This is a genomic window from Marinobacter lipolyticus SM19, from assembly GCF_000397065.2.
GTDB classification, from domain to species: domain Bacteria; phylum Pseudomonadota; class Gammaproteobacteria; order Pseudomonadales; family Oleiphilaceae; genus Marinobacter; species Marinobacter lipolyticus.
On sequence record NZ_KE007306.1, the window covers coordinates 524,398 to 547,048 of the forward strand.

Annotated in this window: 26 protein-coding genes; 12 read left to right on the forward strand and 14 right to left on the reverse strand. The window is 56.4% G+C overall.

Annotation, left to right across the window (positions count from 1 at the left end; translation table 11 throughout):
• Positions 1 to 93 precede the first annotated feature (93 nt).
• Positions 94 to 921, forward strand: coding sequence for a metal-dependent hydrolase (locus MARLIPOL_RS02365; protein ID WP_012136469.1), 828 nt, complete (start codon positions 94 to 96; stop codon positions 919 to 921).
• Positions 922 to 931: 10 nt separating this feature from the next.
• Here MARLIPOL_RS02365 and MARLIPOL_RS02370 read toward each other — a convergent pair whose 3' ends face one another.
• The 3 genes from MARLIPOL_RS02370 to MARLIPOL_RS02380 all read right to left on the reverse strand — a co-directional run bounded on the left by MARLIPOL_RS02370 (position 932) and on the right by MARLIPOL_RS02380 (position 4,072).
• On the reverse strand, positions 932 to 1,762 hold the full coding sequence (locus tag MARLIPOL_RS02370; RefSeq protein ID WP_145768727.1) for an NAD-dependent protein deacetylase: 831 nt from the start codon (positions 1,760 to 1,762) through the stop codon (positions 932 to 934).
• The gene (locus MARLIPOL_RS02375; protein WP_012136471.1) at positions 1,722 to 2,312 is read right to left on the reverse strand and encodes a DUF1415 domain-containing protein; all 591 of its coding nucleotides are present in this window, start codon (positions 2,310 to 2,312) and stop codon (positions 1,722 to 1,724) included. Before MARLIPOL_RS02375 ends, MARLIPOL_RS02370 begins: the two co-directional genes overlap by 41 nt.
• 173 nt (positions 2,313 to 2,485) lie before the next feature.
• A complete protein-coding gene (locus MARLIPOL_RS02380) occupies positions 2,486 to 4,072 on the reverse strand; it encodes an ABC-F family ATPase (protein WP_012136472.1) in 1,587 nt (528 codons plus the stop codon).
• A 183-nt stretch (positions 4,073 to 4,255) separates the two neighbouring features.
• Here MARLIPOL_RS02380 and MARLIPOL_RS02385 point away from each other — a divergent pair, with 183 nt between their 5' ends.
• Positions 4,256 to 4,534, forward strand: coding sequence for a peptidylprolyl isomerase (locus MARLIPOL_RS02385; RefSeq protein ID WP_012136473.1), 279 nt, complete (start codon positions 4,256 to 4,258; stop codon positions 4,532 to 4,534).
• On the forward strand, positions 4,534 to 5,484 hold the full coding sequence (locus MARLIPOL_RS02390; protein WP_012136474.1) for a VanZ family protein: 951 nt from the start codon (positions 4,534 to 4,536) through the stop codon (positions 5,482 to 5,484). Before MARLIPOL_RS02385 ends, MARLIPOL_RS02390 begins: the two co-directional genes overlap by 1 nt.
• Here MARLIPOL_RS02390 and MARLIPOL_RS02395 read toward each other — a convergent pair.
• Together MARLIPOL_RS02395 and MARLIPOL_RS02400 are read right to left on the reverse strand one after the other, a co-directional pair.
• Entirely contained in the window at positions 5,470 to 6,657 is a 1,188-nt protein-coding gene (locus MARLIPOL_RS02395) for a M24 family metallopeptidase (RefSeq protein ID WP_012136475.1), read from the reverse strand. The genes MARLIPOL_RS02390 and MARLIPOL_RS02395 overlap by 15 nt on opposite strands.
• A 76-nt stretch (positions 6,658 to 6,733) precedes the next feature.
• On the reverse strand, positions 6,734 to 7,555 hold the full coding sequence (locus MARLIPOL_RS02400) for a DUF2059 domain-containing protein (protein WP_012136476.1): 822 nt from the start codon (positions 7,553 to 7,555) through the stop codon (positions 6,734 to 6,736).
• Positions 7,556 to 7,679: 124 nt separating this feature from the next.
• Between MARLIPOL_RS02400 and MARLIPOL_RS02405 the strand changes: the two genes are divergently transcribed.
• The gene (locus MARLIPOL_RS02405; RefSeq protein ID WP_012136477.1) at positions 7,680 to 8,363 is read left to right on the forward strand and encodes a transglycosylase SLT domain-containing protein; all 684 of its coding nucleotides are present in this window, start codon (positions 7,680 to 7,682) and stop codon (positions 8,361 to 8,363) included.
• Here MARLIPOL_RS02405 and MARLIPOL_RS02410 read toward each other — a convergent pair.
• Positions 8,360 to 9,259, reverse strand: coding sequence for a LysR family transcriptional regulator (locus tag MARLIPOL_RS02410; protein ID WP_036190297.1), 900 nt, complete (start codon positions 9,257 to 9,259; stop codon positions 8,360 to 8,362). The two genes, MARLIPOL_RS02405 and MARLIPOL_RS02410, sit on opposite strands and share 4 nt — an antisense overlap.
• A gap of 131 nt (positions 9,260 to 9,390) precedes the next feature.
• On the opposite strand from MARLIPOL_RS02410, the gene MARLIPOL_RS02415 reads away from it, so the two are divergent.
• Positions 9,391 to 9,588 carry a hypothetical protein gene (locus MARLIPOL_RS02415; protein ID WP_012136479.1) on the forward strand — a complete coding sequence of 66 codons (198 nt, stop codon included), beginning with the start codon at positions 9,391 to 9,393 and terminating at the stop codon, positions 9,586 to 9,588.
• A gap of 126 nt (positions 9,589 to 9,714) precedes the next feature.
• Here the strand turns inward: MARLIPOL_RS02415 and MARLIPOL_RS02420 are convergent, their stop codons facing one another.
• Positions 9,715 to 11,397, reverse strand: coding sequence for an AMP-binding protein (locus MARLIPOL_RS02420; protein WP_012136480.1), 1,683 nt, complete (start codon positions 11,395 to 11,397; stop codon positions 9,715 to 9,717).
• Positions 11,398 to 11,720: 323 nt separating this feature from the next.
• Here MARLIPOL_RS02420 and MARLIPOL_RS02425 point away from each other — a divergent pair, with 323 nt between their 5' ends.
• A complete protein-coding gene (locus MARLIPOL_RS02425) occupies positions 11,721 to 12,635 on the forward strand; it encodes a glutathione S-transferase family protein (RefSeq protein ID WP_012136481.1) in 915 nt (304 codons plus the stop codon).
• Positions 12,636 to 12,759: 124 nt separating this feature from the next.
• Positions 12,760 to 13,038: a YebG family protein gene (locus MARLIPOL_RS02430; RefSeq protein WP_012136482.1), complete on the forward strand. Its 279-nt coding sequence runs from the start codon at positions 12,760 to 12,762 to the stop codon at positions 13,036 to 13,038.
• 59 nt (positions 13,039 to 13,097) lie between these two features.
• On the opposite strand, the gene MARLIPOL_RS02435 is transcribed toward MARLIPOL_RS02430, so the two are convergent.
• Positions 13,098 to 13,526, reverse strand: coding sequence for an Lrp/AsnC family transcriptional regulator (locus tag MARLIPOL_RS02435; protein ID WP_012136483.1), 429 nt, complete (start codon positions 13,524 to 13,526; stop codon positions 13,098 to 13,100).
• Positions 13,527 to 13,667: 141 nt separating this feature from the next.
• On the opposite strand from MARLIPOL_RS02435, the gene MARLIPOL_RS02440 reads away from it, so the two are divergent.
• Positions 13,668 to 14,762 (forward strand): arginine N-succinyltransferase, encoded by a 1,095-nt coding sequence (locus tag MARLIPOL_RS02440; protein WP_036190575.1) that lies wholly within the window; start codon positions 13,668 to 13,670, stop codon positions 14,760 to 14,762.
• Entirely contained in the window at positions 14,752 to 15,558 is an 807-nt protein-coding gene (locus MARLIPOL_RS02445; RefSeq protein ID WP_012136485.1) for a DUF1338 domain-containing protein, read from the forward strand. The genes MARLIPOL_RS02440 and MARLIPOL_RS02445 overlap by 11 nt, the downstream gene beginning before the upstream one ends.
• A 15-nt stretch (positions 15,559 to 15,573) precedes the next feature.
• Here the strand turns inward: MARLIPOL_RS02445 and MARLIPOL_RS02450 are convergent, their stop codons facing one another.
• Positions 15,574 to 16,239, reverse strand: coding sequence for a protein-L-isoaspartate(D-aspartate) O-methyltransferase (locus tag MARLIPOL_RS02450; protein WP_012136486.1), 666 nt, complete (start codon positions 16,237 to 16,239; stop codon positions 15,574 to 15,576).
• A gap of 212 nt (positions 16,240 to 16,451) precedes the next feature.
• On the opposite strand from MARLIPOL_RS02450, the gene MARLIPOL_RS02455 reads away from it, so the two are divergent.
• On the forward strand, positions 16,452 to 17,117 hold the full coding sequence (locus MARLIPOL_RS02455) for an AbiTii domain-containing protein (protein ID WP_012136487.1): 666 nt from the start codon (positions 16,452 to 16,454) through the stop codon (positions 17,115 to 17,117).
• A gap of 42 nt (positions 17,118 to 17,159) precedes the next feature.
• On the opposite strand, the gene MARLIPOL_RS02460 is transcribed toward MARLIPOL_RS02455, so the two are convergent.
• Complete coding sequence (locus MARLIPOL_RS02460; RefSeq protein ID WP_012136488.1) at positions 17,160 to 17,354, reverse strand: hypothetical protein; 195 nt, start codon at positions 17,352 to 17,354, stop codon at positions 17,160 to 17,162.
• 86 nt (positions 17,355 to 17,440) lie between these two features.
• Between MARLIPOL_RS02460 and MARLIPOL_RS02465 the strand changes: the two genes are divergently transcribed.
• Positions 17,441 to 19,096: a L,D-transpeptidase family protein gene (locus tag MARLIPOL_RS02465; protein WP_012136489.1), complete on the forward strand. Its 1,656-nt coding sequence runs from the start codon at positions 17,441 to 17,443 to the stop codon at positions 19,094 to 19,096.
• Here MARLIPOL_RS02465 and MARLIPOL_RS02470 read toward each other — a convergent pair.
• A complete protein-coding gene (locus tag MARLIPOL_RS02470) occupies positions 19,093 to 19,974 on the reverse strand; it encodes a chemotaxis protein (protein ID WP_012136490.1) in 882 nt (293 codons plus the stop codon). The genes MARLIPOL_RS02465 and MARLIPOL_RS02470 overlap by 4 nt on opposite strands.
• A 122-nt stretch (positions 19,975 to 20,096) precedes the next feature.
• Positions 20,097 to 20,792, reverse strand: coding sequence for a monofunctional biosynthetic peptidoglycan transglycosylase (gene mtgA, locus MARLIPOL_RS02475; protein WP_012136491.1), 696 nt, complete (start codon positions 20,790 to 20,792; stop codon positions 20,097 to 20,099).
• 154 nt (positions 20,793 to 20,946) lie between these two features.
• On the opposite strand from mtgA, the gene MARLIPOL_RS02480 reads away from it, so the two are divergent.
• Complete coding sequence (locus MARLIPOL_RS02480; RefSeq protein ID WP_012136492.1) at positions 20,947 to 21,459, forward strand: DUF2244 domain-containing protein; 513 nt, start codon at positions 20,947 to 20,949, stop codon at positions 21,457 to 21,459.
• 24 nt (positions 21,460 to 21,483) lie between these two features.
• On the opposite strand, the gene MARLIPOL_RS02485 is transcribed toward MARLIPOL_RS02480, so the two are convergent.
• Positions 21,484 to 21,723 carry a TIGR02647 family protein gene (locus MARLIPOL_RS02485; RefSeq protein WP_012136493.1) on the reverse strand — a complete coding sequence of 80 codons (240 nt, stop codon included), beginning with the start codon at positions 21,721 to 21,723 and terminating at the stop codon, positions 21,484 to 21,486.
• Positions 21,724 to 21,849: 126 nt separating this feature from the next.
• Positions 21,850 to 22,623, reverse strand: coding sequence for a substrate-binding periplasmic protein (locus MARLIPOL_RS02490; RefSeq protein ID WP_145768738.1), 774 nt, complete (start codon positions 22,621 to 22,623; stop codon positions 21,850 to 21,852).
• Between the last annotated feature and the right edge of the window lie 28 nt (positions 22,624 to 22,651).

Consider the following 22,651-nt stretch of genomic DNA (forward strand, 5'->3'; position numbering starts at 1 on the left):
AATGACCGGATTCTGTCCCTTTATAACCAGACGTAGCAACCTCAATAGCCGTATTGTTGACCCTATCGAACAATGAATCAGAGAGGTCACACCATGACTGCAGTAACCGCATCGTTTCCAGTACGTCGCCAGGACTTCGGTTTTGATGAAGTGCCACGGCACTGGGTCGACAGTGACCCTTTCATGACACACCTGTTCAACGCCCTGTCCGCCCTGTTTCCGGATGGCGAGCGCTTCTTCGTGGACAGTGTTCGCGCAGTGCGTAATCAGATCAACGACCCGCAACTGCAGAAAGACATTGGCGCCTTCATTGGTCAGGAAGCCATGCACGCCAAAGAGCATGGTCACTTCAACGAAGGTGCAATTGAGCAGGGTTTTGATATCAAGAAGCTGGAAGGCTGGACCCGCGGTTTTCTCTCCGTGAGTAAGCTTCCTCCGCTGAACAACAAGCGAGTTCACCTGGCCGCAACTGTAGCGCTGGAACACTTCACCGGCATCCTGTCCGCACAGCTACTCAAGCGCGAAGATCTGGTCAACGCCATCGATCCCTCAATGCGCACCCTGTGGGCCTGGCACTGCATCGAAGAGAACGAGCATAAAGCCGTCGCCTTCGACACCTACGAGAAGCTGTATGACAAAGGTGTGGTGGATTACGCCATCCGCATGGGCACCATGGCACTGATCACTACCCTGATCATGGTGGCCATCCACTCCTTCATCGTGGAATTGATGCGTGAAGACAAGCAGTTGCTGAACCTGCGCTCCTGGGCCAAGGGTCTGAACCGCGTATGGGGTCCGAAGGGTCTGTTCACTGCGATCGTTCCCGAGTACCTGGACTACTTCAAGCCCAGCTTCCACCCCTGGCAGCACGACACCGAATTCTTGCTGCGGAAGTGGCGCAAGCAGCTCGGTTACGACTGAAACCCGTCTGTTACAGCCGGTCGAGCGAGGCCCTCAGGGTCTCGCCGATTCCGGCATCAAGTTTTAATTGGACCATCTCATCCGCACGGGTACGACCACGCGTCAACGCCGCAATAGGCTTCCCCCACTCTTTGGCATAACGGCAAAAGCGAAACCCGGAATACACCATCAGGGATGAGCCAATCACCAGCAAACCATCGCTGACCCTGAGAGTATCCAACGCTGTTGTTACCCGCTCTCTCGGCACGAAATCCCCGAAGAACACCACATCCGGCTTGAGAATCCCATCGCACCTGGGGCAATTCGCCAGACGAAACTCTGAAAAATCCACCTCCAGGTCCGCATCCCCGTCGGGAGCCGTTTCTGCAGTGAAGCGGAGAAAGCCAGGATTCATGTCCGCGCAGCGATCATGCACCTCATCCCGATCACACCGATACCCACAGCCCATACAAACCACCCGATCCGCACGACCATGCAGATCATTGACCGCTCTCGTGCCCGCCTGCTGATGCAGCCGATCCACGTTCTGGGTCACCACCAGGGTACTGTGATTGAGTAATTCAAGATCGGAAATAGAGTGATGGGCTGGGTTTGGCCGGGCATTACGAATCACCGGCCAACCAATCAGACTGCGCCCCCAGTAACGACGACGCACATCCACGCTGGCCATAAAAGCCTGGTGCTGAACCGGTTGCCTGCGCTTCCAGGCCCCCTCGTGATCGCGATAATCGGGAATACCGGAATCCGTACTGACACCCGCACCCGTGAGAATCATCAGGCGGGGATAGCGATGGATAAACTCAGCCAGTTGCTGGCCGGCCACCTCCGGATTCTCCATCATCACCCTCCTCACGGAAACAGGCGGCCAGCAAAGACCGCATCTTCTCGACACCCAGCTCTTCTACCCGCTGGATATTACGCTCCGGAATCCCGTCCGGATCGGGATACCCGGCAATCGCCCGCTCAAGACTCTCTTCCCGCAGCAGATGCAGCATAGGAAATGGCGATCGATTGGTGTAATTCTCCGCATCATCCGGCTGAGTCCCACCGAACTGATACTGCGGATGGAAACTGGCCACCTGGTAAACGCCTTCCAGCTCCAGATACACCAACAGCCCATCGGCCGCGTCCAGGAATTCATTGTAAATCGCAAAATCCTGCAGCACATCCGGATGGATCAGCAAAGTCGTTTCAACATCCGGCTCGTCCTCCAGACGCTGAAGCTCTGCATGCAGTGCCTGCAGAAGTTCGTCCTCGGTCTGCGCATCCGACACCACAAACCGAACCCGATCCCTGACCAGCTCCCGCTTGGCAAACGGGCACAGATTAAGACCTACAACAACGTCTTCGACCCATTTACGGGTCGCATGAACAATCTCAGCCTCACCCATGCAGTTTTCTCTTTTAAGTTCGAAGACCACTCAAAAGCATGAGCGGGCGAGTGGGCGTGTCTTTCCAAAACTGTACGGAGCCATGGATGGCGGAGCCCAAGCGCCCCATGGATGGGCTTGAGCGTGTTTTGGAAAGACACGCCCACTCGCCCGCCAGCACCAAAGTCAAACGCTTACAGGTACCCCTGACTCCGAAGGTAATCATCATAACTACCACTGAAGTCGGTAATACCATCAGACTTCAACTCAATAATACGGGTCGCCAAGGAGGAAACAAACTCCCGATCGTGGCTGACAAACACCAACGTCCCGGGATAGTTCTCCAGCGCCAGATTCAACGCCTCAATGGACTCCATATCCAGGTGGTTCGTCGGCTCATCCATCAGCATCACATTCGGCTTCTGCAGAATCAGCTTGCCGAACAGCATACGCCCCTGCTCACCACCGGAAATCACACTCACCATCTTGCCGATATCATCCCCGGAAAACAGCATCCGCCCCAACGTACCGCGAACCAGCTGCTCACCACCCGTAGTCCACTGGGCCATCCAGTCGGTCAGGTTCATGTCCTCGGCGAAGTCGGCCGAGTGGTCCTGGGCGTAATAGCCCACCTGCGCACTGTCAGTCCACTTGACGTCGCCACCGTCCGGCACCAGGGCACCGGCCATGCACTGCATCAACGTGGTCTTACCGATGCCATTGGGACCGATAATAGCAACCCGCTCACCCGCCTCAATCTGCAGATTGAGCTTATTGAACAGTGGCTCGCCATCAAACCCTTTGGTCAAATCCTTCAGGGTCACCGCCTGGCGATGCAGCTTCTTGGTTTGCTCAAACCGGATAAACGGACTGACCCGGCTGGAAGGCTTCACTTCTTCCAGCTGAATCTTGTCAATCTGACGGGCGCGAGACGTCGCCTGCTTGGCCTTGGACGCGTTGGCAGAAAAGCGACTGACAAACTGTTGCAGCTCGGCAATCTGCGCCTTCTTCTTGGCGTTATCCGCCATCATACGCTCGCGGGCCTGGGTGGCGGCGGTCATGTACTCGTCGTAGTTACCCGGGAACAGCCGCAGTTCACCGTAGTCCAGATCCGCCATATGGGTACAGACACTGTTCAGGAAGTGGCGGTCGTGGGAAATGATCACCATGGTGCTGTTGCGAGCCACCAGGATATTCTCAAGCCAGCGAATGGTATTGATGTCCAGGTGGTTGGTCGGCTCATCCAGCAGCAACACGTCAGGGTCAGAGAACAGTGCCTGGGCCAGCAGCACGCGTAACTTCCAGCCCGGCGCCAGCGCACTCATTGGCCCCTCGTGCTGCTCCAGGGGAATATCCAGACCCAGCAACAGTTCGCCAGCGCGGGATTCCGCCGTGTAGCCGTCCATCTCGGCGAACTGCACCTCCAGATCCGCCACCGCCATGCCGTCTTCCTCGCTCATTTCCGGCAGGGAATAGATGCGGTCACGCTCCTTCTTGACGTTCCACAGCTCCTCGTGCCCCATGATCACGGTATCCATCACCGAACAGCTTTCATAGGCAAACTGATCCTGGCGCAGCTTACCCAGACGGGTGTTGGGTTCCAGCATGACCTGCCCCCCAGAGGGCTCCAGATCGCCACCGAGAATTTTCATGAAGGTGGACTTGCCACAGCCATTGGCGCCGATCAGGCCATAGCGGTTGCCATTGCCAAACTTGACGGATACGTTTTCAAACAGGGGCTTCGCCCCGAATTGCATGGTGATATTAGCGGTGGAAATCAAGAAACAGACCTGTCTATGTGAGGGCCGGGCACGCCGGCAAAGAAAACCCGGTATTGTACAGGTTTGGCGAGCCAACCGTGAGACAGAAGAAACACGGATAAAAAGCACTTGCCTCCGGCCCGCCGGGCGGGCAGCATTCCAATCCTGAAGTACACATTCATTGAAACCAACAGGACAACATCCATGACACAGGCAACCGCACGCCATATCCTGGTAGACAGCGAAGCGAAATGCGAAGAATTGAAGAAAGCCATCGAAGGCGGCCAGGACTTCGCAGAAGTCGCAAAGCAGCACTCCTCCTGCCCGTCCGGCCGCAACGGTGGTGACCTGGGCTCCTTCGGTCCGGGCCAGATGGTTCCCGAATTCGACAAAGCGGTCTTCAACAGTGACCTGAACACCGTTATTGGTCCCATCAAGACCCAGTTCGGCTACCACCTGCTGGAAGTGACCAGCCGGAGCTAATGGGTCCCGATACCGTATCCATGAATGCCCACGAAGGCCGGCGACTGAGATGGCTGGCCCTTGCGGGCACTCTGGTGATTGCCCCACTGTTTTTCATCGGTGGCCCGGACTGGACCTCTGGCCCGGTGCACAAATCCGTATGGAATCTGGGCCATATCCTGTACTTTGCGCTTCTGACCTTCGCCATCCAACCCTGGCGCTGGCTCAGCGGCCGGCAACTGTGGCTAGCGACAACAACGCTTGTGCTGGCAGTCGGCCTAGTTATCGAGTTTCTGCAATCAGGGCTGGGGCGACAGGACGACTGGCATGACGTGTGGCGGAACCTGGTGGGCACCTGGCTGATTCTGGCCTGCCATCCTGTTTTTACGCCTGCCACGCGCCTCAGCGCACGTCAGCGTATGCGGGCACTGATAGCGGTTGTGCTGGTCGTTTTCGAGCTGGGTTTAACCGGTAGCGTCGCTGTGAAGCAGTTCCAGATCAATCAACAGCTACCATTGCTGTATGACTTCAGTCGTACAGACCCTTTGACATTATGGCGGGGGAATCTGACACCCTCAGATGCCCACAGCGACATCAACGGGCAGAGCCTGAAGATCTCCTTGAGTACCCGCCTGTATTCCGGGGTCACCCTGGACAATCTGCCAGTCGACTGGCGCGGCTATGACCAACTGACGGTCACCCTGTTTAATCCGGACGAGACAGATCTTCCGTTGACACTGAGAGTCAACGACGTGGAGCATGAGCGCGGCAGCAATGTCTATCGAGACCGGTTCAATGCACAACTGCTGCTGGAACCGGGGCTCAATATCTTCACGCTGGCGTTGGGGGATATTGAGAACGCGCCGCACAACCGTACCATGAACATGGACAACATACGGAGACTGGGGATTTTTACGACCCGGCTACCCGCACCGAGAACGATCTACCTGCTGGACCTACGATTGCGCTGACAGCCTCCAGGGGTTATGGGTGAGACGCTCCGATCCCTTGTCCGTCACCACAACGGTCTCACTGCAGCCAATACCCCATTGCCCCGGCACTCTCAGACAAATGGGCAGGTGGAAGACCATGCCGGGCTGGAACGCGGACGACTGCCCCCGGGCAATAAACCCGGAGCCTTCAACCCAGGAAGGCGGAAACTGTGCCCCGACCGTGTAGCCAAATACCCCTGAAAAAAAGACCTCTTTGGCCAGTGGCGCCAATGCCCTTTCCGCCGCCTGCGCCGCAAAGTCGAAGGTGACTCCGGGCCGGATATTCGCAAGCAGAGCATCCACCACCTGCCGGCAACCATCGAAAACCCTCTGCATCTGAGGGGTCGGCTCCCCCACCACCACGGTCTGCATCATAGGTGCGGTATAACGTTGCCAGGCAGCACCGAATTCCAGAAACACAACATCCCCGGCTCCGATAAGGTAACGTTTGTGGTTGGCGTGAATCACCCCACTGCGGGAGCCCACCGTGACGATGGGCTGCATACTCATGAATTCACTGCCAGCCGACAACAGGGCTTCCGCCCCGATTGCCGCGATATTATTGTCAGTCATTCCGGGCTGGATCGCTGAAACAGCCGCCTCCAACCCGATCGCCGTGATTCGGGCACTTTGTCGCAGGTACTCCAGCTCAGCGCCAGATTTCACCTTGCGGATCTTTTTCAGCAGTGCACCACTGTCCACGAAGCGGACATCCGACAGACGCGCCCGAATCCCCTCAATGACACCATGGCGCGGGGAACCGTGCCAGAAATCAACGCCTACCCGATCCTCATAGCCGGTCAGCGCATCGACCAGTGGTATCAGGACCTCACCAATACCCTCCCATCGATATCCGACCACGCGTGTCACTCTCGTGGTCACCATGGCAGGCCCCATCTCAATAGACGGGACCTGGAGCAGTAGATCGGAAGGCGTCACAACCAGTGCAACATGCACCGACACTTCAAAGGTGCTGTAGCCGGTTAGGTAGAAAATATCAGCAGGATCTGTCAGTAACAGCGCACTGATATCATCTTCTGACATGCGAGTGCGTACCCGGGCCAGCCGTTGCTCAAACTCTTCAGGCGGGAACGGGCATTCTTCACCTCTGGCGGTACCGGACAACACTTTCTGGTACGCGTTAAAATCCATCTGGGCACTCCTCCAACCATAGCCCTCTCCTTTGAGGTTGGACCCAAATGGTGAGTTATTCAACTATCTGCGATTATCAGCTCGCCGGGCGGAGCATTCTCACCATTTGACTGCCGATGGACTCAATGGGATCGGTAATTGCCTGCTGAATACTGTTGGTCACCACCCGTGAAAACTGCGATCCCGCGTCACTTTCCAGAAACTGGATATACAGGTCCAGTTCGCCAGTGCTGATATCCCGGTAGGTAAACAGGTAACTGTCGTATACCTGTTGGCTCACCATGCCCTCCAGCACGCCGCGCTGGCCCTCAATCTGACGCTTCATCTGATCATAAGAAGCCGCATTGTCACCTTTTAAAGCCGACAATGCCGACGCCAGGCCCAGCTGTACGGCGATGGAGGTATCCACCGCGCTCTCCGTCGCCCGGGAGGCCTTGTCAAAACGGTCAAACATCCCTGCCCGCTCACTGCCTCGGAACTGACGATTCAGCTCCGGGGCTTTGGCCTGGATCTCCGCCCAGGCTTCCGGACGGGAGGCCGTCACTTCGGCTTTGCCGATCTTTTTCGCAACGGGGGTTTCATACCATTCCATGACCGTCTGCAACTGCTGATCACTCAGAGACGACTCCAGACCGGAGACAATCTGCGCCTGTATCTCCGCCGCATTGTAACTGCTGCTAACCACATGACCGATGGAATCGGCGGCAAAGGGAGGTATCCGACCGCTTTGTTTCAGGCCCTGCCGTATGCCCTGGCTCATCATTGCCGGGTACTGGGCGACGATGTCATCAATGGGCGAGGCCTCCAGTACGGTTTCCGCGGAAGGGGCTGCGTGGGCACTGCCGTACAACAAGGCGATGGATACTAAAATGGGTTTAATTTGGGAAAATGCGTTCATGGCCTATCATCCGGAAAGATTAATGGGCGGTTTATGCCATGACGAACTTGCCGCCTGCAAGCCATAATCGGGGGAGTTTGATGACAAATTGGTATGGTGACAGGAGATCGTGGTTCTCCAGCCCATGAGGAAGCGCAAAAGACGTCTTAATGTTTGGAAGTCGCGGCTCAAGTGGTTTGGGCTGCCAACTCTCGGAGTGGTTGTCGCTACCTGGGCAACGCTGCGATTCAGTCTGCTGGCACCCGATCCGCCAGTGCGTCAGGACAATGTTTGCGAAATCTTCCGTGAACATCCGGTCTGGTATGACTATGCCAGGGCGTCACAAGAAAAGTGGGGCACGCCCATCGCTACCCAGATGGCATTCGTGTACTACGAGTCCTCATTCCGCAGCCACGCCCGACCGCCGCGAACCACCCTCTGGGGTTTCATCCCCTGGACCCGGCCCACAACCGCCTACGGTTATGCCCAGGCACTGGATCCGGCATGGGGAGAGTATCTGGACGCCAACGGAGACGGACTGTTTGTGGTGCGAACCCATATGGAGCACGCGCTCGATTTTGTCGGCTGGTACAACTACCTGACCAACCGGAAGCTCGGCGTTTCGTTCTACAGCCCGCAGAAGCTGTATCTCGCCTACCATGAGGGCAGAACGGGCTACGCACGCCGGAGTTACGATGCCAAACCCGATGTGGTTGACCTGGCTTCCCGGGTGCAGACCCGGGCATTCCGCTACCACAACCAGCTCAAAACCTGTGAGCAGGAATTCCAGTGCTGGCGCTGGTACCAGTTCTGGCCCTTCTGCGGCTAGAACGTCGTACTGATCTCAATCACCGACTCCAGGGATTGGAGGCGGTCCACCAGATACTCCATCACGATACGAACCCGCGCCATTTGCTGGGTGTCCTGATTGACGTGAAGCCACAGGTCCACACTCTCGCCTTCCAGAGGATCAGACAGGCGCCGCAGCTCCCGCGTGCTTTCCCCCAGGTAGCAGGGCAAAACCGCAAGACCGGCACCCGCCCTGGCCAGGGCATGCATGGACTGCAGACTGTTGCAGCGAATAACCGATGACACATTCTTCAGGTGCTTGCGATACCAGCGCCCGGTCGCCAGATGACTGAAGGTTTCATCGGGCAAAATCCAGATACACCCCTCCGGCTGGTTTTCAACATCCATATTGCGATTGCGCCGGCAGTAGCGTGCCGAACCGTAGACGGCTGACTCAATGGCCGCTATTCGTTCCCCTTCCAGGGTTGCCTGGGGTTTATTCTCGGGCCGCAGGGTCAGGTCCGCTTCCCGGTGGCTCAGATTGGCCACATCGTTATCCGTCAGGACCTCCAGCTCAATGTCCGGGAACTCGCGCACCAACTCAGCCAGTATCGGGCTCAGGAGCTCGTTCATCATGGGGTCTTCGGCGGCCAGACGCACCTTCCCCACGGGCGCCGAATCCTGACCTACAAGCTTACGTTCGAGATTTTCCATCTCGGTGGACAGCCGGGCGGCTTCCCGAAACGCCGTCTCCCCCACCGGGGTAAGCTGCAAACCGTCTCTGTTACGTTCAAAAAATTGCACACCCAGCGACTCTTCCATCTGATCAAGTCGTCTTAAAACAGTGGTTTGGTGTACACCCAGTATTTCTCCGGCTTTGGCGAGCGTTCCGCCTATTGCCAGTGCGTGTATGTATCGAAGATAATCCCAGTCCATAGTTACTGCATATTTGCAACGTGAGTACGGATTTTAACGTATTCAAACTGCAAAAAAGAATCCTTAGAATTGAATGTAAATTAAAGATAGATAACTAACTAACCCACCAATGCAAGAAGGAGGAAGGCGCTATGACTCAAAAGCATATCGCAACCGTTCAACCGCTGCCGTCCAGTATCCTCCACAACAGTGTTGAGGTCAGGCGCCAGTATACTCGTGCTGCAGCAAAGCAGGCGGTTCAACTGATTAGCAGGAAGATGCGCATTATGGGCAGGAAAGCCCGGACTGCAACTCCGGACATGCCGCAGATGGTTCAACGCGGTCACTAACGCGGCCAGCGATGGCCCGTATGCTCGGGGTGAAGTCAACAGGGACGTAGACTGGGATATAGCACAGGAACTTGCAAACACCGGTGGCAACGCAAACGCGGGCCACCGGTGTTTTACGTCAGGGGATCAGGATTCCCAGACCACCTTGGCCTTCTGGCGGAACCACTCATCCATTTTCTGGTTGTAGTAGTTTTCGATTACGTTGCGTTTAATCTTCATGGTGGGGGTCAGCATACCGTTTTCCATGGTCCACGGCTCCTTCACCACCACCACAAAGGCCAGCTTCTCGTGGCCTTCGCATAGTGCATTCACCGCATCCAGCTCATGCGCCAGCTCCTGTTCGAGCTCGCCACGACTGCCACCGGTTTCCAGCTCGGCCCTTGCCTCATCCGACAGCAACACCATCAGACACGGCTGTGGCTGGTTCGCACCCGCGACACACACCACTTCCGCCTTCGGGTGATTGAAACGGTTCTCGATCGGCACGGGCACCACGTACTTGCCCTTCGAGGTCTTGAACAGATCTTTCACCCGACCGGTAATGCGCAGGCAACCGTCGCTATCGATTTCCCCCATGTCACCGGTTTTCAGGAAGCCGTCATCGGTGACGTCTTCCCGGGTTTTCTCTTCGTTCTTGTAATACCCCAGCATCTGCCCGGGGCTCTTGACCTCAATTTCACCGCCGTCTCCCAAACGATGCTCCACACCGGGATTGGCCATGCCAACGGTGCCAACTTTTGCCTGGCCGGGCCGGTTGGCATGGGAGTACCCGAAATTCTCAGACATGCCGTAAACCTCCAGCAACTCCAGGCCAAGGCTCCTATACCAGCCAATAATCTCCGCTGACAGGGGAGCCGCGCCGGTCAGTGCAGCACGGCAGTGATCCAGCCCTAATTGCCTGAGCACCTTTTTCTTCACCACGCCCTTGAGAATGGGAATATTGAACAACAGCCGCTGCTTTTTCGGGGGCAGCTTTGCGTTCACGCCCAGGTAGAACTTCATCCACAGGCGCGGCACCGAGAAGAACAACGTCGGCCGGGCCCGCTGCAGGTCTTCCTGGAACGTATCCAGCGAGTTGGCAAAATACAGATGGAAACCATAGTAGAGCGATTGGGTCTCCACGGCCGCCCGTTCCGCGACGTGAGCCAGCGGCAGGTACGACAGCATGCGCTCGTCCGAACCCACCGAAAATAACTGCTGTAGACCATCAGCCGCCGCAATCATGGTACGGAAACTGTGCATGACGCCCTTCGGGCGGCCGGTGCTGCCGGAGGTGTAGACAATGGTGGCCAGATCATCCGGGTCCGGCAGCCTCGGCTCCCCCGGCTCACATTGGGCCATGATGTCCATCCACTTTGGCGTGTCATCCCGTGGGGATAATGGCAGGGAGATGATCGGCAAATCCTCGGGAATATGCCCCTTGATATCGTTCCAACCGTCCGCCGTGCCATCGAGTTTGCCCAGGAACAACAGCTGCGCTTCACTGTGCTCCAGCACATAGGCAGCGGTATCGCCGTTCAGTGTCGGATAAAGAGGGACGGACACGTGGCCCGCCGCCCAGATTGCCAGATCGGACAGAATCCAGTGCGCGCTGTTCTTCCCCAGAATGGCAATATTGCTGCGTTCAGGCAGGCCAAGGCTGTTCAGGTGGGACACCATGCGTGACACCTGGTCGGCTGCCTGCCCCCAGGTAATATCCTCAACCCGGCCATCGGGGAAAGGTTGAGTCAGGTAAACGCTGTCCGGGGTGTGTCTGGCCCAGTGATACAGGCAATGGAGTGACGTCTGCTTCTCGCTTTCTACAGCCATTTACGGCTCCGTGTTGTTATTGTATGACCATCGGTTCTTATTCTGTTTTCACTGCATACTACCGGTATTTCAGCTTTCCTCAATAGCCGGACGTGCCTTCACAACTGGCTGATTCGTACTTGATTTCGCTTATCCATAAATCATTCGTGACACTTTGTCAGAATGGTCTACATTGAAATGCTGTGCGTAGTACAAAGGTCACTGCAGGAGAAGCCGATGAAAACCACTGCCCGCTCGTCCCTTATCTTTCCAGCCTGGGGGCTTATTCTGATAGGCTCTGCTGCTTTCATTTACTGCGCTTCCACGGGGTTATTAACAGCCTGATGCACGAACTTGTTCTTTACCATTACGCCATGTCTCCGTTCTCGGAGAAAATCCGGGTCATGCTTGGCTACGCCGGCCTTGACTGGCAATCAGTCACGGTCAGGGAAATGCCGCCTCGCCCCACCCTTGAAGCCATCGCTGGCGGCTACCGCAAGATTCCGGTGGCCCAGAACGGCGCCGACATATTCTGTGACAGCCGTAGCATAGCGGCTGAAATTGCTCGCCTGACCGGCCGGAATGAACTGATTCTCGAGCAGCAATCCGCCGACATTCAGGGCTTTGTTCGGGAAACGGATCTCGAACTGTTTCTGGCCTGTGTGATTGCCGCCAGTGACGGCCGCATGCTGAAAAAGCTGATCAAAGAGACCTCATTGCTGAATGCCTTCCGGTTCCTGAAGGATCGCATCAATATGGGCCGTAAAGCCCGGGTGAAAGCCGCCAGAGGGCCAGAAGCCAAGGCGCTGGTCCTTGCCCACATGGCAAACATGGAGTCCATGCTGGAGCAGGACTTCCTGTTTGGAGACTCGCCCTGCATTGCCGATTTTTCCGCCTATCACGGGCTCTGGTTTGTGTGCGACCTGGCTGGTAAGCCCTGGCTCAGGGACTATCCCCGGGTTCGGGGCTGGATGGCTCGGATGAGAGCCTTCGGCCATGGCCGCCCCTCCGACATTACCGAGGATCAGGCCCTGGACATTGCCAGAAACAGGGCGCCCAGAGGACCCGACAAGGATTCCCAGCATCCCCTGACCGGACAGACCGTTGTCGTAAAACCGGACGACTATGGCCGGGAGCCAGTGCAAGGTGTGTTGGTATTCGGCGATGACGACACCATCGTCCTTGAGCGCGAGCACCCGCGCACGGGCCTGCTCCATGTTCACTTCCCCGCGCAGGGCTTTACCATGTCGCCGGTATGAGCCACCAGTTGCCAGCCCACCCCGACACTGTATACATATACAGCTTCAGTGTTGTACACTCTCGCCATACGTAAACAATCACCCACACTCGATTCCTGGGTGTGGATGCCCAATGGAGAGAATCATGGCTGTACAAGCACTGTATTACTCGGAAAGGGATGGACTGGAGATGGCGTTGAAACACCCGGATACCCTGCTGTTCTCATCCAAGGCGGAAGCCGATGCCAGAGACAAGGTGCTGGAACTGGCAGAGGAGATTACCCAGTTCCTGCAGGCGCGGGTTGAAGGAATGGATGAAAACCTGGCGGAGAAAGCAGCGCTGGCCATCGCTGAAGAGAAGGAGCTGTTTGGCAAGGCCCTGAAGAAACCGTCACTGCTGAACCAGAGCACGCTGCCGGATTAAAGTGCCGCGCCAGAATAAAGCCAGATAACATCATGCTCAGGGACGAGCCTGGATATCGGCTACCGGCGAAACCGGGTTTCCAGAACCACCGCCGAATTGGTTCGCTCAACCCCTTCCAGATTGCCGATTTCATCCAGGACCGTACTCAGTTCCTCCAGGGACTGCGCCTGCACTATCGCAATCAGATCATACTCCCCGCTCACTGAGAAAAGCTGGGATACCTGACTGATACTTTCCAGCGACGCGTTGGTTCGGGCTGTCAGTTTTTGATAGACCTTGATCGACACATGAGCCTCGACCTGATTGGCAACGTAGGCATCCCCCAACTGTACGGAATAGCCCTTAATCACCCCACTGTTCTCCAGACGCTCCAGTCGGTTCTGGACCGTTGACCGTGACAAGTGGAGCGCCCGCGCCAAATCCGAAATGCTCGTTCGAGCGTTCTGCCGTAACAATAACAGTAGCCTTTGATCCTGCTTATTCAGCATATTGAAAACTCATCCCAGCATTTTGCTAAATCTTTCCATTAATTCGATCAATTTGCCACTACAACTTACCTCATTCCGCTTACATACTGATTCGCAAGAGATTTAGACAACAGACATACAACCCACATGCGGGGACTGGCCATGATTATCCGCCCAATCCAGCACAACGATCTACAAGCACTGCACGAGATTGCACGGGAATCCGGCCCCGGGTTCACGTCGCTGGTTGATGACCGTGACTACCTGGAAAAAAAGGTTCGGCACGCTATCGACAGCTTCCAGCGGGAGCTACACCGGCCAGGCGATGAACACTATCTCTTTGTCCTGGAAGATGAAGCAACCGGCGATATCATGGGTACAACCGGTATCGAAGCGTCCGCCGGGGATGACAGGCCACTCTGCCACTTCCGGCGGGAAGCCGAACCTGCCTCGCGCTCAGGGAGTGAACGACTCACCCGTTGCACCCATTACACCGGCTGCACCGAAATCTGTAGCCTCTATCTGCGCCCCAGGTATCGCCGGGCCAACGCGGGAAAACTGCTGTCAAAAGTGCGGTTCCTGTTCATGGCCCAGAACCCGCATCGGTTTTCCGCCACCATCATTGCCGAGATGCGGGGTGTCTCCGATGCCAGTGGCCAGTCCCCTTTCTGGAACTGGCTGAAGACCCGTTCGGGCCACCTGGACTTTGCCACCGTCACCCGTTTGGCAGGTACAGCCACGCCCGAGATGCTGGACGCCTTGTTGCCTGCGGAACCACTGTCCACGGCGACGATGCCCACCGAAGCAATCCGGGCCATCGGTCAGGTTCACGAGCAGACACGACCGGCTCTGAAAATGCTGGAAGCGGAGGGTTTCCGGCACAGGGGGTTCGTCGACCTGTTTGACGCAGGCCCCACGGTGGAAGCAAAACTGAACGAGATCACCAGTAGCAGACACTCCACCCGCTGCAGGGTCCAGATTATTGATGACTCCATGCCTGCGATTACCCGTAATCACCCGGGCAACCGCGACAATGTTATGCTGATTGCCAATACCGCTGTATCGGATTTCCGCGCCACCGTCACCACCGCAGCGGCCTGGCTGCCCCATCACAATCTGCTGTCGGTGCCGGAATCCCTGGCCCGCCAGTTGGGCCTGTCGGACGGCGGCATGACGTGCTTCTTGCCGCTGGCGACCACAGGGAAAGCCGAAGCCAACGCCCACACCAACTCATCGGAGGTCCTGTATGCACACTGATCGGAACACACTGTTTCAACAGTTATGGGACAACTACCGCCAGGTAACACCCTCGGCCGAGGAAATACACCGCATCCTTGGAGCGGCGGAGGGACAGAGCATCGTTAACGATCATATCGCCCTGCGTACCTTCAACCTGGCGCCCGTCGGCCTGGAGGCACTGGCGAAACACTTTACCTCTCTCGGTTACTCTCAGGGCGGTGAGTACCATTTCGAGGCCAAAAAACTCTACGCCCGGCATTATGAGCACCCGGATCCTTTGGCTCCCAAGGTCTTTATATCGGAACTCCTGACCGAGCAATGCTCAAAAAAATTGCAGGCTATTGCCCGTGAACTGGTGTCGCAGGTAAAGCCGGAGGACGTGCTCGCGGATAACTTCCTTTATTCCGGACGACACTGGAGCGTGGACTACGCCACCTATGAGGCATTGCTGCAGGAAAGTGAGTATGCCGCATGGCTGGCCGCCTGGGGCTTCCGCGCCAACCACTTTACCGTCAGCATCAATCAGCTCAGCCAGTATCATTCGGTGGCAAAGATTAACCAGTTGCTGAAAGACAACGGCTATCGGGTCAACAGTTCCGGCGGGGAGATCAAAGGGTCGCCGGAGGAACTTCTGGAGCAGTCTTCTACCATGGCCGACAGGGTGCCGGTTCAGTTTACGGACCGCACGGAAGCCATTCCCAGCTGTTTCTATGAATTTGCACTGCGCCATCCCGATGCCAGTGGAAAGCTGTATCCAGGATTCGTTGCTGCCTCCGCGGACAAGATCTTCGAGAGCACCAACGCAACGGGCTGAGGACCAGATGAGACGCTAGGCACTGCCTTCGGGCCAGCCCTGTTCTCCGAGCAGGGGAACGAATCGCACACCGCCCAGGCTCTCGCTCTCGTACTCGGACGTCGACACCCGGGTTATGCGAACGAGGTCCTGTCTGATGTGCTCACCGCCAACAGGCATGACCAGGCGACCACCGACGGTCAGTTGATCCTTCAATGCCTGCGGGACAGACGGGCCGCCAGCGGCGACCACAATGCCATCAAAGGGCGCCACCTCCGGCATCCCCAGGGTGCCATCGCCACAGTACACATGGACGTTGCTGAATCCTTCCGCACGCAATACCTCACGGGCATGCGCTGCCAGTGCCGGCAGTCGTTCAATACCGAAAACCTCATCGGCGATACAGCCCAGCACCGCAGCCCCATAACCGGACCCAGTGCCCACATCAAGAACTTTTTCTCCCCCCTGAAGATTGAGAGCGTCCACCATCAACGCCACCACATAGGGTTGGGAAATGGTCTGTCCTTCCCCGATCCCCAGGGGGCCGTCCTCATAGGCCAATTGTTGCATATCTTCTGATACAAACCGTTCCCGCCGGACACGGCGCATAGCGTCTATCACCAGCGGTGAGGTAATCCCCCTACCCTGGATGTGATACTCCACCATCGCCATCCTGCGAGCGGTAAAATCGGGTTCGTTCATAATCTCCCCCCCCCTGATTCCATCCAGCAATGCCAAGCATCAAGGCGACAGCCGCTGCCTTACTTTAAGTAACAAAACACCTACGTTTTACTATGGACGATTGTCCTCCTCCTGACTACTTTTCAACCAGGGTCTGCGATACAGGAAACGGGCCCACCAATAAAAACAACAAGGCAGCCAACGGCTGCCATTTGTCCATGAGGAGATCGGGAATGTCCGCACCAGTAAATCACCTGGAGCAACGCACACAGGATGCCAATGAACTTCTGGAAGGGATAATGCCTTCCGCTATTACTCTGGCGATGATGCTTCGCCACCGCAAGATGGCAACCTGGTTACGTACTGAGTTTGAAGGCTATAGCGACAGTACACTGACACCGCCCTATCGACGGGAGCTTCCTGGTCATATCGTTGCCCGCTCGCCTCAATACGGCTGGATTCCCGCCCCTGTGGATGACCAACAGAAAGTGGAATACGGTCGCCTGAACCTTAATGACGGCGTCAAAGCACTCGAGAAAATCTGTTTAAGCTGCAAGAAAGGCACGGGTAACAGGGTCGTTCTGCCCTCTGAGGAAATGACGAAACTGCAATCGCGGATCAACCTCAGTGCCGAGTTGGCAATCAACGTCAGCCGTGATACTTACTCCGACGTTCTGAAAACCATTCGGGCAGCGATCTACCTGTGGACCCGGGAACTCGTGGCGCTGGGCGTTGGCGGTGAACACAACTCGTTCAGTCCCGAAGAACGAAACAAAGTCGCTACGCTGGATAACCCTGAACAATTCTGGCGTCGCGCCATGGATGAACTGGACGACCTGCCCATCCCCGACACCAGGGAGGTTGGTTTCTTCGAGCGTGTTTTCGGCCGGACAGGCTGACCCTCAGGGCCCCGACCAGTCGTTGGCCGGGGTCCAGCCCCCTCAATAAGTAACACGATGGCGGTCGAAGATTTCCCGGATTTCCCGTTCTTCCTCTGCGGGAATCATCACCCTGATTACCTGGTTTTCCCTGTCCAGATAGATCGATTCCCGGGGCAGCCCCGTTGCAAGCAAATCCTCTTCGGTATTTTTTGCCTGGTCAATATCCTCGTAATGTCCGTTCAATGTCTTGTTCATTGGGCTTACCTCCTTTTTAATCGCCCAATAAAAGTCTAGGATTAATACCAAGGCCGTTCAATTTTTGCCCGCCCCGGAGAGAAAGGATGTCCTCAGGACTGATTGCTGTGCGAGCCATGCTGTTATTGTTTTGCCTGTGGCCTCTTTACAGCCTGGCGAGTGACGCGATCCGTGATCGCATGGAAGCGATACATCAGAGATTCCCGGTTACCGCGCTCGGAGAACCGCTATTGGCGCTTGACGCCCTGCCTGAATTTTATAGTCACCGGGAGTACACCCTGGCATGGAGTCGGACTGAAGATCGTGACGCATTGCTGGAGGCGATCAGGGCGGCAGAACGTCATGGTCTGATACCTTCAGACTATCACTACAGTCTGCTGGCAACATTCGCGGCGCGCACTCCCGATGACCTGGGTCCAGAAGCACGGGTGGATCTGGATCTGTTACTGACTGACAGTTTATTGCTGCTCACTTCGCATTTACTTCATGGCAAGGTAAACAGAGAATCTCTGGAGGCGGAATGGACAGCGAACCGTCATGCTCAGCGCATAGACGAAATCGCGAGCCAGGCCCTTGAGACTCAGCAGATCCCTACCCTGGTCGATCGATTGGCTCCTCCCCAAAACGGGTACCAGCAGTTACTGAAAGCCCGGGAATTCCTGCAATCCTTGCAACCCATTCCATGGGAGCCAATTGTCGACGGCCCCACGATCCGCCCCGGCATGACCGATCATCGGCTACCACTTATCCGCCAGCGCCTGATTGCCATGGGCGACCTGATGCCCACTATATCGTTGGAAGAGCAGGTCATCGAACGCCACTATAGTGACAGGCTGGTGGCGGCCGTCACCAGGTTCCAGGACCGCCACGGACTGGATACCGACGGGTTGATTGGGCGACGCACCCTGGACAGCCTCAACATCACCCCACAGGAAAAGCTGGCCCAGCTGGACGCCAACCTTGAACGCTGGCGATGGCTGCCCGAGGAACTCGGCGATACCCACATCATCGTGAACATTGCCGGGTTCGAACTGCGCATGATAAGAGCGGGCGAAGAAATCCTGAAAACACGGGTGATCGTCGGGCAACCCTACCGGCAGACACCGCTCTTCAGTGACCGCATCCGTTATCTTGTCTTCAATCCAACCTGGACGGTTCCCCGAACCATCATGACTGAAGACCAGTTACCCACTATACGACGAGACCCGGACTATCTTCAGAAATTGGATTTCACTGTGTACCGGGGGTGGGGGGCAGATCGCGAACGGGTCGATCCGGATACCATTGACTGGTGGCTGTTTTCAGAGAACAACTTCCCGTTCCAGCTCGTCCAGGAACCCGGACCTCACAACGCACTGGGCAGGGTCAAGTTCATGTTTCCGAACGAACATGATATCTACCTGCACGACACCCCGGCCCGTAGTCTGTTCTCTCGCAGCGAACGAACCTTCAGTTCGGGCTGCATTCGTGTTGAGGATTCGTTCAGGCTGGCCAGCCTGTTGCTGGAAGGTCAGGATAATTGGTCAAGAGAACAGATCAACCGAACGATCAGTTCCCGCGAGCTGACCAAGGTGTATTTGAAAGAACCGGTGCCGGTGCACCTGGAATACTGGACCACCTGGGTAGACAGCGACGGGAAACGACACTTCCGCAACGACATCTATGGTCGCAACCCGCGTCTTATTGCAAGGCTCACAGAAAAACCCCGAACACTGGCCCCCGACCAGGCCCGCACTGACTAATGCTCTGCCCCGCGCAACATTGCCTGCATCAACTCGTGGGCATCAAATTTGGTGAGCGCCTCATTCGCACCGACCTGATTGGCATAGCTGAGGCTCATTTCACTATTCAGTGACGTGTGAAGGATTATATAGGGCTGTTCCAGCGCGGAATTGTCACGGATACTGAAAGCCAGTTCGTAGCCATCCAGCCCCGGCATTTCAATGTCACTTACCAGGATATCCACGGGCTCACCGATGGAAGCCGCCTGGAGCAGGATGTCCAGGGCATTCTGGCCATTACTGGTCACCTCGTAGGGAATACCTTTGCTGTCCAACACATCAGAGAGCTGTTTACGGGCGACCCGGGAATCATCCACGAGCAGAATTCGCTGGGCCCTGAGCGTTTCGCTTTCCACATCCGTCAAGGCCGCCCCGTCGATATTGACCGCAGAGGGATAGACTTTCGACAACAGCAATTCAACATCCAGTAACTGGATCAGTTCCCCGTCCAGATCCAGCAGCCCCGTCACAAAGGCCTGGTCACCCAAGGCCGCCGGTGGTGACTGGACCTGAGTCCAGTCCGTCTCAATAATCTTGCTGACACTGCGCACCACGAAACCGATTTCCTGCCGCTGGATATCCGTCACAATGATGGAACCGGCTTTCTGCTCGTCCAGGGTAAGGGGGCGCCCGCCCACAGCGGCAGCCATATCTATGACCGGTACAGCAGCACCTCGAAACGACATGGTGCCGAGTACAGCGGAATGACTGTGAGGCAATCTGGTCAGACGGGTGTACGGCAGGATTTCACGGATTTTCAGCGTTCCGAGCGCGAACTGCTTTCGTCCAGTCAAGCTGAAGAGCAACAGCTTCTGGGAATGTGCGGTTTGTCTGGACATATCAGGCGCAGATCCTGTAGCAAGAAAACAACGTCAATACTTTAGCAGAGCCGCCCCCGACGGGGGATCTGAAAGAATGTATTGATTTCGTTACGCCTGCCCCCTATGTCCTGAAGTCCGGGTCACAGCCCCTGAATATAGCCCGGTCCTGACAGTTGCCGCATCTGCCGTTGCACCCAGGCCGCACGCTCCCATACGTATTGTGAAGGATTATCCGCGCTCAGCACTTTCGGATTGGGCAGCACTGCCGCCAGCCTCGAGGCCTGGGATGGCGAAAGGTAACGGGAACTGGTGCCGAAATAGGCCTGGCTGGCCGCCTCCACGCCATAAATACCCGGCCCGAATTCTGCGATGTTCAGATAGACCTCGAGAATCCGCTGTTTTGGCCAAAGGGATTCAAGCCCCAGCGCCAGGGCTGCCTCAAAGGCCTTGCGGACAAAGCTTCGACCATTCCAGAGAAACAGGTTTTTGGCGGTTTGCTGGGTGATGGTGCTGGCTCCCCGCAACCCCCTGCCCGCCTCATATTCGGCCAGGGCTTTACGGATAGCGGCAAAATCCACCCCCCAATGATCTGGAAAGCGCTGATCCTCACTGGCGACCACCGCCAGGGGCATCCATGGGGATATGTCGGCGTAGTCCACCCACTGCTGCTGAATACTGTCGTCCGGGTGGCTGAAACTATAGGCGAGCATAAACGCTGTGGTGGGCGGATTAATAAACTTCAACACCAACAGGACGGCAAGCAACAGGCCCAGAACGCCGCCCACACACCAGGCCAGCGACCGGACGATACGGCGCGGGAAAGTTTTTTTGGCCAAATGGAAACTCCGATGCACTTGCAACTATGCTGAAAGCAGACAGTATGTCGTGATTCCCATCCCTTTTGAATTACGGCTCTGTCAGGCTGCGGTAATCTACCGGCACCAGTCGCCCTGGTGCATCAGTAGTCAACTCCGTTGCAGGATAAGGGCAATGGTAGAACATCTCGAATGCGAAAAAGGGCTCAGGTTGTTGCTGACCCCCAACCAGTCTCTCAGCTGGCGGGGCAATGTCCAGGTCTGGCTGGCACTGTTTACGGTGTCACTGGTTATTGCTACTGGCATGGCACTGGCTGGTGCCTGGGTTGTGATGCCCTTTGCGGGTCTGGAACTCATCGCCGTGGCGGCAGGTATTTACTACACGGCACAGGCCTGTCAGACACGGGAAATACTGTCCGTAGACACCGACTGCCTCACCCTGGAGAAAGGCCGGCGTGTCAAACAGGCCGAATGGACACTTCCCCGTCGCTACGCCCGGGTCCGCGCCAACATGCCGCGACATCCCTTTACACCCCCCAAGCTGTTTCTCACCTACCGCGAACAGATCATTCCCCTCGGGGCATTTCTCAATGTGGAAGACACCCAGATATTGCTCCGCATTCTGGAGGGCAAGGGTGTGGATATCGATCGTAGGGCGCCGGAATCGAACATAGGGTTCTGGTATTGATTCCGGCCCCTCGTCGTTTCAAATTTATTGGCTGGAGAGAATGGACTGAAGCTTCTGGGTCAACTCCACCGCCTCACTTCCGAGACTGGTCAGATAACCTCCATCCCTCTGGGTGATCAGCCCTTTCCGGTGCAATCGTTCGGCCGCTTTCACGGCTTCCTCCGGCGCGGAGTGCTGGTGTACCTTGATGCCTTCCTGGGTTGAAGAGGAACCGAACTGCGTAAGCAAATTCAGTTCTGCAAGATAATCGGGGGAAAAAGCCATGGACGATCCTCGTAAGAAGTTGGAGCTACCCTACTAGTTCTATACGAGGATCGCTGAATCTACAAAACATTTCTGTACAAAGCACGCAACAGCCGGCATCCCGCAGGCCTTACCGGCACGGTCAACCTATGGCTGGTACTGACCGATCAGGTGATCAAGTTCGCCGGCCTCACGCGCCTGGTCCAGCGCCTTCTGCAAGGCTGACACTATCGCTGGTGACGTTTCATTACTCAGTGCCAGGTACATGGGTGTTTCACGGAATACCAGGACGGGTTTCAGGCCACTGATACCATGTTCCTGTTCCGCTACCAGCGGACCGACAAGCCCGTCGGTTACCCAAAGATCAGCCTCTCCCAGCTCAAGCCGGCGGGGATTAACCTCGCCCGAGACGCTCATGACCACATCAAAACCCTGGCTGACCAGGTAGTCAGACATCACGTCGCCTTTGTAACCCGCGATACGGTATTTCCTGGCATCCTCCAGGGAGTCCAGCGTGATATCCGACTTCGGGGCTGCAAACAACGTCCACTGTATCGGCGCCAACGGCCCGACCCATTGGAACTGGTCTTCACGCTCATCGGTTCGAGCTGTGCAGAACAGTCCATGGTTCTCGCGCCCCTGAACCCAGTCATAGGCATAACTCCAATCCCGCATCTTCATCACGTATTCGTAATCCACACGAGCGAGCATGGCCTTCACCATTCCACTGCAAATACCGGTAATCTCATCCTCGCTATGAGCGAAACCTTTACCGGAGACCGCCTCATTGTATGGTGGATAGTTTTCAGTAAAGATGTACAGACGCTCCGAAGCGTTTGCGCCGGCACTCAGGATGACGGCACTCAGCACAGCAAAGCCCGATGCGGTGCGGTTCAGTATCTTTGAGATGAACGTGGTCATCAGGGTATACATGTTCGTGTCCTTAAAA

Coding starts and splice junctions, on each gene's coding strand:
- MARLIPOL_RS02365 (WP_012136469.1), top strand. CDS start 94: ATGACTGCAGTAACCGCATCGTTTCCAGTACGTCGCCAGGACTTCGGT.
- MARLIPOL_RS02410 (WP_036190297.1), bottom strand. CDS start 9,259: ATGGACTGGGATTATCTTCGATACATACACGCACTGGCAATAGGCGGA.
- MARLIPOL_RS02430 (WP_012136482.1), top strand. CDS start 12,760: ATGGCTGTACAAGCACTGTATTACTCGGAAAGGGATGGACTGGAGATG.
- MARLIPOL_RS02455 (WP_012136487.1), top strand. CDS start 16,452: ATGTCCGCACCAGTAAATCACCTGGAGCAACGCACACAGGATGCCAAT.
- MARLIPOL_RS02490 (WP_145768738.1), bottom strand. CDS start 22,623: ATGACCACGTTCATCTCAAAGATACTGAACCGCACCGCATCGGGCTTT.
- MARLIPOL_RS02390 (WP_012136474.1), top strand. CDS start 4,534: ATGGGTCCCGATACCGTATCCATGAATGCCCACGAAGGCCGGCGACTG.
- MARLIPOL_RS02405 (WP_012136477.1), top strand. CDS start 7,680: ATGAGGAAGCGCAAAAGACGTCTTAATGTTTGGAAGTCGCGGCTCAAG.
- MARLIPOL_RS02420 (WP_012136480.1), bottom strand. CDS start 11,397: ATGGCTGTAGAAAGCGAGAAGCAGACGTCACTCCATTGCCTGTATCAC.
- MARLIPOL_RS02375 (WP_012136471.1), bottom strand. CDS start 2,312: ATGGGTGAGGCTGAGATTGTTCATGCGACCCGTAAATGGGTCGAAGAC.
- MARLIPOL_RS02370 (WP_145768727.1), bottom strand. CDS start 1,762: ATGATGGAGAATCCGGAGGTGGCCGGCCAGCAACTGGCTGAGTTTATC.
- MARLIPOL_RS02470 (WP_012136490.1), bottom strand. CDS start 19,974: ATGTCCAGACAAACCGCACATTCCCAGAAGCTGTTGCTCTTCAGCTTG.
- MARLIPOL_RS02465 (WP_012136489.1), top strand. CDS start 17,441: ATGTCCTCAGGACTGATTGCTGTGCGAGCCATGCTGTTATTGTTTTGC.
- MARLIPOL_RS02395 (WP_012136475.1), bottom strand. CDS start 6,657: ATGGATTTTAACGCGTACCAGAAAGTGTTGTCCGGTACCGCCAGAGGT.
- MARLIPOL_RS02400 (WP_012136476.1), bottom strand. CDS start 7,555: ATGAACGCATTTTCCCAAATTAAACCCATTTTAGTATCCATCGCCTTG.
- MARLIPOL_RS02435 (WP_012136483.1), bottom strand. CDS start 13,526: ATGCTGAATAAGCAGGATCAAAGGCTACTGTTATTGTTACGGCAGAAC.
- MARLIPOL_RS02425 (WP_012136481.1), top strand. CDS start 11,721: ATGCACGAACTTGTTCTTTACCATTACGCCATGTCTCCGTTCTCGGAG.
- MARLIPOL_RS02480 (WP_012136492.1), top strand. CDS start 20,947: ATGGTAGAACATCTCGAATGCGAAAAAGGGCTCAGGTTGTTGCTGACC.
- MARLIPOL_RS02415 (WP_012136479.1), top strand. CDS start 9,391: ATGACTCAAAAGCATATCGCAACCGTTCAACCGCTGCCGTCCAGTATC.
- MARLIPOL_RS02385 (WP_012136473.1), top strand. CDS start 4,256: ATGACACAGGCAACCGCACGCCATATCCTGGTAGACAGCGAAGCGAAA.
- MARLIPOL_RS02485 (WP_012136493.1), bottom strand. CDS start 21,723: ATGGCTTTTTCCCCCGATTATCTTGCAGAACTGAATTTGCTTACGCAG.
- MARLIPOL_RS02440 (WP_036190575.1), top strand. CDS start 13,668: ATGATTATCCGCCCAATCCAGCACAACGATCTACAAGCACTGCACGAG.
- MARLIPOL_RS02460 (WP_012136488.1), bottom strand. CDS start 17,354: ATGAACAAGACATTGAACGGACATTACGAGGATATTGACCAGGCAAAA.
- MARLIPOL_RS02450 (WP_012136486.1), bottom strand. CDS start 16,239: ATGAACGAACCCGATTTTACCGCTCGCAGGATGGCGATGGTGGAGTAT.
- MARLIPOL_RS02445 (WP_012136485.1), top strand. CDS start 14,752: ATGCACACTGATCGGAACACACTGTTTCAACAGTTATGGGACAACTAC.